Source organism: Ralstonia sp. RL, from assembly GCF_001683835.1.
GTDB classification, from domain to species: domain Bacteria; phylum Pseudomonadota; class Gammaproteobacteria; order Burkholderiales; family Burkholderiaceae; genus Ralstonia; species Ralstonia mannitolilytica.
In genome coordinates, this window is sequence record NZ_LWRX01000096.1 from 1 (window position 1) to 6,269 (window position 6,269).

Annotated in this window: 7 protein-coding genes and 1 tRNA gene; all 8 read left to right on the top strand. The window is 65.9% G+C overall.

From position 1 onward, the window contains the following. The coding region (locus A6M56_RS09495; RefSeq protein ID WP_286758085.1) for an ExbD/TolR family protein at positions 1 to 263 on the top strand (263 nt) is incomplete at its 5' end. 40 nt (positions 264 to 303) lie between these two features. After that, a complete protein-coding gene (gene tolA, locus A6M56_RS09500; protein WP_045786259.1) occupies positions 304 to 1,317 on the top strand; it encodes a cell envelope integrity protein TolA in 1,014 nt (337 codons plus the stop codon). 63 nt (positions 1,318 to 1,380) lie between these two features. Continuing rightward, a complete protein-coding gene (gene tolB, locus A6M56_RS09505; protein WP_045786260.1) occupies positions 1,381 to 2,685 on the top strand; it encodes a Tol-Pal system beta propeller repeat protein TolB in 1,305 nt (434 codons plus the stop codon). A gap of 30 nt (positions 2,686 to 2,715) precedes the next feature. Continuing rightward, the gene (gene pal, locus A6M56_RS09510) at positions 2,716 to 3,234 is read left to right on the top strand and encodes a peptidoglycan-associated lipoprotein Pal (RefSeq protein ID WP_045786261.1); all 519 of its coding nucleotides are present in this window, start codon (positions 2,716 to 2,718) and stop codon (positions 3,232 to 3,234) included. Between the two features lie 67 nt (positions 3,235 to 3,301). Continuing rightward, positions 3,302 to 4,099 carry a tol-pal system protein YbgF gene (gene ybgF / locus A6M56_RS09515; protein ID WP_045786262.1) on the top strand — a complete coding sequence of 266 codons (798 nt, stop codon included), beginning with the start codon at positions 3,302 to 3,304 and terminating at the stop codon, positions 4,097 to 4,099. 167 nt (positions 4,100 to 4,266) lie between these two features. After that, a complete protein-coding gene (gene queC / locus A6M56_RS09520; RefSeq protein WP_045786263.1) occupies positions 4,267 to 4,941 on the top strand; it encodes a 7-cyano-7-deazaguanine synthase QueC in 675 nt (224 codons plus the stop codon). Positions 4,942 to 4,947: 6 nt separating this feature from the next. Further along, positions 4,948 to 6,063, top strand: a complete 1,116-nt coding sequence (locus A6M56_RS09525) for a YeeE/YedE family protein (RefSeq protein WP_102080910.1) — start codon at positions 4,948 to 4,950, stop codon at positions 6,061 to 6,063. 52 nt (positions 6,064 to 6,115) lie between these two features. Next, positions 6,116 to 6,191, top strand: a tRNA-Lys gene (locus A6M56_RS09530). The last annotated feature ends 78 nt before the right edge of the window (positions 6,192 to 6,269 follow it).

The following is a 6,269-nucleotide window of genomic DNA, read 5'->3' on the forward strand; positions in this document are numbered from 1 at the left end:
CCCAGCCGCCGATTGTCGTGACCATCAAGGGCGACGGCACAATCCTTGCTCGCATCAAGACGGGTTCGGGTGCGACGGAGCAGAAGCTTGCCAACAACAATGAACTGCGCGCTTTCGTGAAGCAGCGCACCGATGAAAACCCCGACCAGCCGGTCGTGATTGCCGCCGACAAGTCGGTCCAGTACGACCGTGTGCTGACCGTGATGAGCGTGCTCAAGGGTGACGGTGTCAAGCGCGTCGGCCTGATGGTGAAGTCGTCATGACCATGTTGTTGATGAACCGAGGCGAGGCAACCTGAACGTCATGGCCACGACGTCGTTGCACCGTTACGAGCCAGTTCGCGAGCGTGGCACGCTGCGCGCGTTCGGGCTGGCGGTCCTGACACACATCCTGCTGCTGATCTTTTTGTACTTTGGCGTGCAGTGGCAGAGCAGCACACCGCGCGGCGAAGAAGCCGAGTTGTGGGACGAGGCCGCCGTCCAGCAGGCCGTGCAGCAGCCGGTGCCTGTGCCCGAGACCAAGCCGGAGCCGGTGGTCAAGGCGCCGCCCGCCAAGGTGGAAGAAGACGCCGACATCGCGCTGGAACAGCAAAAGCGCAAGCGCGAGCAGGAAGCCGCGGCGGCGCGCCAGGCCGAGCTTGCGCGTCGCGCTGCGGAAGAGCGCGCCGAAGCCCAGCGCCTGGCGCGCTTGAAGGAAGAGCAGCAAGCGCGTCAAGCTGAACAGCACCGCAAGGCGCTGGCCGAACAGCAGGCCAAGGAAAAGGCCGCGGCCGAGGCGCAGGCGCTGAAGAAAGCCCAGCTGCAGGCCCAGGCGGAAGCGAAAGCCAAGGCCGAAGCCGAGGCCAAGCAGAAGGAACTGAAGGCCAAGGCAGCTGCAGAGGCCAAAGCCAAGGCAGAGGCCGAGCGTAAGGCCAGCGAGGCGCGCGCCAACGCTCAGCGTCAGGCGCAGCTCGATCGCCTGCGGGCGATGGCTGGCGCGGGCGCGACGGGCTCCGTCGCCGGTTCGGGCGGCGGCGTCGGCAACGCCATGGGCACGGGCGGTACGGCATCGGCCGGTTATGCCGAGCGCGTACGGGCCAAGGTCAAGCCGAACATCGTGTTCGACCCGTCGGCGATCAGCGGCAACCCGTCGGCCGTGGTGGCGGTGCAGATGGCGCCTGACGGCTCGATTCTGTCCAAGCGCCTGACGAAGTCCAGCGGCAACGGCGCTTATGACGAAGCCGTGCTGCGTGCGGTGGACCGTTCCGACCCGCTGCCGCGCGATACCAACGGCAAAGCACCGTCGAGCGTCATCCTGACGTTCCGGCCCAAGGAATAACGCGCCAGCGTCGCGCGGGCGGCGCCGGCATACGGTCCGATTGCAGATTCGATAGTAGGGACGATGAACATGATGCGAAAGATGTGGATTCCGATGTTCCGACGCGCCGCGCAGGCATTGCTGCTGAGCGCGGCGTGTGCCGGCGTCGCCCATGCCCAGCTGAACGTGGAGATTTCCGGTGTGGGTGCCAGCCAGTACCCGATCGCCATCGCCAACTTCCAGGGTGAGTCGCAGGCGCCGCAGAACCTTTCTGCGATCGTGCGGGCCGACCTCGTGCGCAGCGGCCGCTTCTCGAACGTGGACGTGGCCGGTGCCGTGGTGCCGGACAGCCCCGCGCCTGACCTCGGAGCGTGGAAGACCCGTGGCGCCGCCGCCTTCGTGGGCGGCACCGTCACCCGCAATGGCGATCGCTACGAGATCCGCTTCCGCCTCTACGACACGGCCAAGGGCGAAAGCCTGGGCGGCCTCGCGCTGACGCGCCGTCCAGATCAGCTGCGCCTGGCGGCGCACGAGATTGCCGACTACATCTATCAGAAGCTGATCGGCGAGCGCGGCGTGTTTGCGACGCGCCTGTCGTACGTGTCGAAGGTCGGCCGCCGCTTCCAGCTGCAGATTTCCGACTCGGATGGCGCCAACCCGCAGGTGGCGCTTACGAGCAACGAGCCGATCATCTCGCCGTCGTGGTCGCCGGATGGTACGAAGGTCGCGTATGTCTCGTTCGAGAGCAAGAAGCCGGTGGTGTACGTGCATGACCTGGTGGCAGGCCGCCGCACGGTCATCTCGAACCAGAAGGGCAACAACTCGGCGCCGGCGTGGTCGCCGGATGGCCGGCATGTGGCGGTGTCGCTGTCGCGCGACGGCAATACGCAGATCTACGTGGTCAACGCCGATGGCTCCGGCCTGCGTCGCCTGACCCGCAGCACCGCAATCGACACCGAGCCGTCGTATTCGCCGGATGGCCGTTACATCTACTTCACCAGCGATCGCGGCGGCGCACCGCAGATCTATCGCATGTCGGCCGACGGCGAAGAGGCCGGTGGCGCGCAACGCGTGACGTTCAAGGGCAACTACAACACGAGCCCCCGCGTGTCGCCGGACGGCAAGCTGCTGGCGTACATTTCGCGTGTGGGCGGGGCGTTCCGGCTGTATGTGCAGGATCTGACCAACGGCGATGTCACTGCGCTGACCGACACCTCGCACGACGAATCGCCGAGCTTTGCCGCCAACGGCAAGTTCATCCTGTATGCCACGCGCGTGGGCGGCAAGGCGGTGCTGGCTGCGGTGTCGACCGATGGCCGTACGCGTCAGGTTCTTTCGCTCCAGGCCGGCGAGGTTCGTGAGCCGGCGTGGGGTCCTTTCATGCAATAACGAAGCAGTTCCCTCTAGGAGAAATCGGACATGTCGAAGTCCCAAACCATGATCAAAGTTGCAGCCATTGCCGCGCTGCTGGCCCTGGGCGCTTGCAGCTCGGGCGTGAAGCTCGATGACACCGCCAAGAACGGTACGGGTGGTGCTGGTACGGGCGCCGACGCCCGCACCGTGACGCCGGTGGACGTCGGCCGCGACGAACTGACCGACCCGAACAGCCCCCTGGCCAAGCGCAGCATCTACTTCGATTTCGACAGCTACTCGGTCAAGCCCGAATACCAGGGCCTGCTGGGCCAGCATGCGCGCTACCTGCAGTCGCACAACCAGCGCAAGGTCCTGATCCAGGGCAACACCGACGAGCGCGGCACCAGCGAGTACAACCTGGCGCTGGGACAGAAGCGTGCCGAGGCCGTGCGCCGCGCGCTGTCGTCGATGGGCGTGCCTGACAGCCAGATGGAAGCGGTGAGCCTGGGCAAGGAGAAGCCGCAGGCCACGGGCCACGATGAAGAATCGTGGGCGCAAAACCGCCGCGCCGACATCGTTTACTGATCCGCGCGGTCTGATGTGCAACGCGCCGGCCGCGAGGTTGCGGCCGGCGTTCTTACGTTGAAATCCCATGACTACGATGATGAAACAGTGCGCCGGACGGATCGCCAACCGGGCCGTGCGTCGGGCCATTCTCGCGGCGGCGCTTGTCGCAGGCGGTGCCCTGACCATGGCCGGCCCGGCGGCAGCGGGGGTGTTTGACGACGATGAGGCGCGCCGTGCCATCATCGACATGCGTGAGAAGTTCAACAACTTCCAGTCCACGGCGGCGCAGCGCATCGACCAGAACAGCCGCAACCTCATCGATGCGCAAAACCAGATCGAGACGCTCAAGTCGGAAGTCGCACGCCTGCGCGGGCAGAACGAGGTGTTGCAGAACGCCGTCGACACGCTGACCAAGCAGCAGAAGGATTATTACGCCGATCTCGACGCGCGCCTGAAGAAGTTCGAGCCGCAGCAAGCCACGGTGGACGGCCGTGAAGGCACGGTGCAGCCGGGCGAGAAGGACGAGTACGACGCCGCGCTGAAGACGTTCCAGTCGGGCAACTTCAAGGGCGCGGGCAACCAGTTCTCGGCGTTCGTGAAGAAGTATCCGCAGAGCCCGTATCTGCCGCTGGCGCAGTTCTGGCTCGGCAACGCGCTCTATGCGCAGCGCGACTACAAGGGCTCCAGCTACGTGCTGGAGAACATGGTGCGCACGAATCCGCAGCACCCGAAGGCGCCCGAAGCGCTGCTGCAGGTCGCTACCAACCAGGGCGAGTCGGGCCAGAAGGCTGCGGCGCGCAAGACGCTGGAAGCCGTGATCGCCCAATACCCGGGCACCGAGCAAGCCAAGACCGCGCAAAGCCGCCTGAAGACGATGCATTGACGCGCGCGGTCACTGCCGACTGCCGATATGCCGCCCGCTCGGGATCGCCCCGGCGGGCGTTTTTCATTGCGGGGTGCAAATGCCCGGCATGTGCGGGCCCGAGCGCGGCCAGGATGGCAGCGCGCTAAAATGCGGGCCTTCCCTGACTTGCTTGACAAGGCTTCGCCATGAAAAAACGCGCCATCGTCCTGCTCTCGGGCGGGCTGGACTCCGCCACCGTGCTCGCCATGGCCAACGCCGACGGCTTCGAGACCTACGCGCTGTCGATGCGCTACGGCCAGCGCCACTCCTCCGAACTCGAAGCGGCCAAGAAGGTGGCGGCCGCGCTCGGCGCCGTGCGCCATGAAATCGTCGACCTGGACCTGCGCAAGTTCGGCGGCTCCGCGCTGACGGACGACAAGCTCGACGTGCCGACCGACGGGGCGCAATCGGGCATCCCGATCACGTATGTGCCGGCACGCAACACGATCATGCTGTCGCTGGCGCTCGGCTGGGCCGAGGCGGTGGGCGCGCGCGACCTGTTCTTCGGCGCCAACGCGGTCGACTACTCCGGCTATCCGGACTGCCGGCCCGAATACGTGGCTGCCTACGAGACGCTGGCCAACCTGGCCACCAAGGCTGGCGTGGAAGGCGAACGCATTCGCGTCAACGCGCCGATCATCGCCATGACGAAGGCGGAGATCATCCAGGCCGGCACGCGCCTCGGTGTGGACTACAGCCTGACCGTGTCGTGCTACCAGGCCGACGACACGGGCCGGGCGTGCGGCGTGTGCGATTCATGCCGCATCCGAAAGGCCGGCTTCGAAGCCGCCGGCGTGCCGGACCCGACCCGCTACGTGTGATGCGCCATGCCTGATATCGATCTCAATGCGCTGTCCCACACTGTGCTGTGGGGCACGTTTGCGCTCGCGTTCGTCTTTGGCGCGATCCTGCAGCGCACGCACTTCTGCACGATGGGGGCGGTGTCCGACGTCGTCAACATCGGTGACTGGACCCGCCTGCGCATGTGGGCACTGGCCATCGGCGTCGCCATGATCGGCACGGGCGTGCTGAGCTGGCTCGGCCTCATCGATACGAGCAAAACGATCTACACGGCGAGCAAGTTGCTGTGGCTGTCGTCGCTGGTGGGCGGGCTGCTGTTCGGGTTCGGGATGGTGCTGGGCTCCGGTTGCGGCAGCAAGACGCTGGTGCGCATCGGCGGCGGCAATCTCAAGTCGGTGGTGGTGTTTGTCTTTCTCGGGCTGTCGGCCTATATGACGCTCAAGGGCGTGTTTGGCGTGGTGCGCGTGGCCACCGTCGACAGCGTTGCCGTTGCGCTGCCCACGTCGCAGGATCTGCCGAGCGTCCTGGGTCATGCGTTCTCGGCGGATGCGCGCACGTTGCGGCTTGTGCTGGCACTGCTCATCGGCGGGGCGCTGTCGCTGTGGGCGCTGGCCGCACGGGATTTCCGTACCGGCGACAACCTGCTCGGCGGCATCGGCGTCGGGCTCGTCATCGTTGGCATGTGGTACGTGTCAGGGCACCTCGGGTATGTGCAGGAAGATCCGAACACGCTGCAGGAGGCCTTCGTCGCGACCAACAGCGGCCGCATGGAAGCGTTGAGCTTCGTGGCGCCCGTGTCGTACACGCTCGAATGGCTGATGTTCTTCAGCGATACGTCGAAGGTCCTGACAGTCGGCATCGTCGGTGTGCTCGGCGTGATCGCGGGCTCGGCCGTGGTGGCGCTGGTCACGCGCACGTTCCGCTGGGAAGGCTTTGCCAACGCAGAGGACACCGGCAACCACATCGTCGGCGGCATCCTGATGGGCAGCGGCGGCGTGACGGCGCTTGGGTGCACGATCGGACAGGGCCTGTCGGGTGTGTCGACGCTGGCCATCGGCTCGTTCATCGCGCTGGCGGGCATTCTGGCTGGCGCCGTGCTGGCGTTCCGCTATCAGATCTGGCGGCTCGAACGCCTGGTCTGACCTGAGGGTGCGTTGACAGCACCGCGGGTATCTCCCTATAATCGCGGTCTTTGGGTCGTTAGCTCAGTCGGTAGAGCAGCGGACTTTTAATCCGTTGGTCGCGTGTTCGAGTCACGCACGACCCACCAAAATTCAAAAGGGCTGGCAGGCGACTGTCGGCCCTTTTTGTTTGTCCGCGCTCTGCGGCGGGTGAGGGGGCGGCGCGG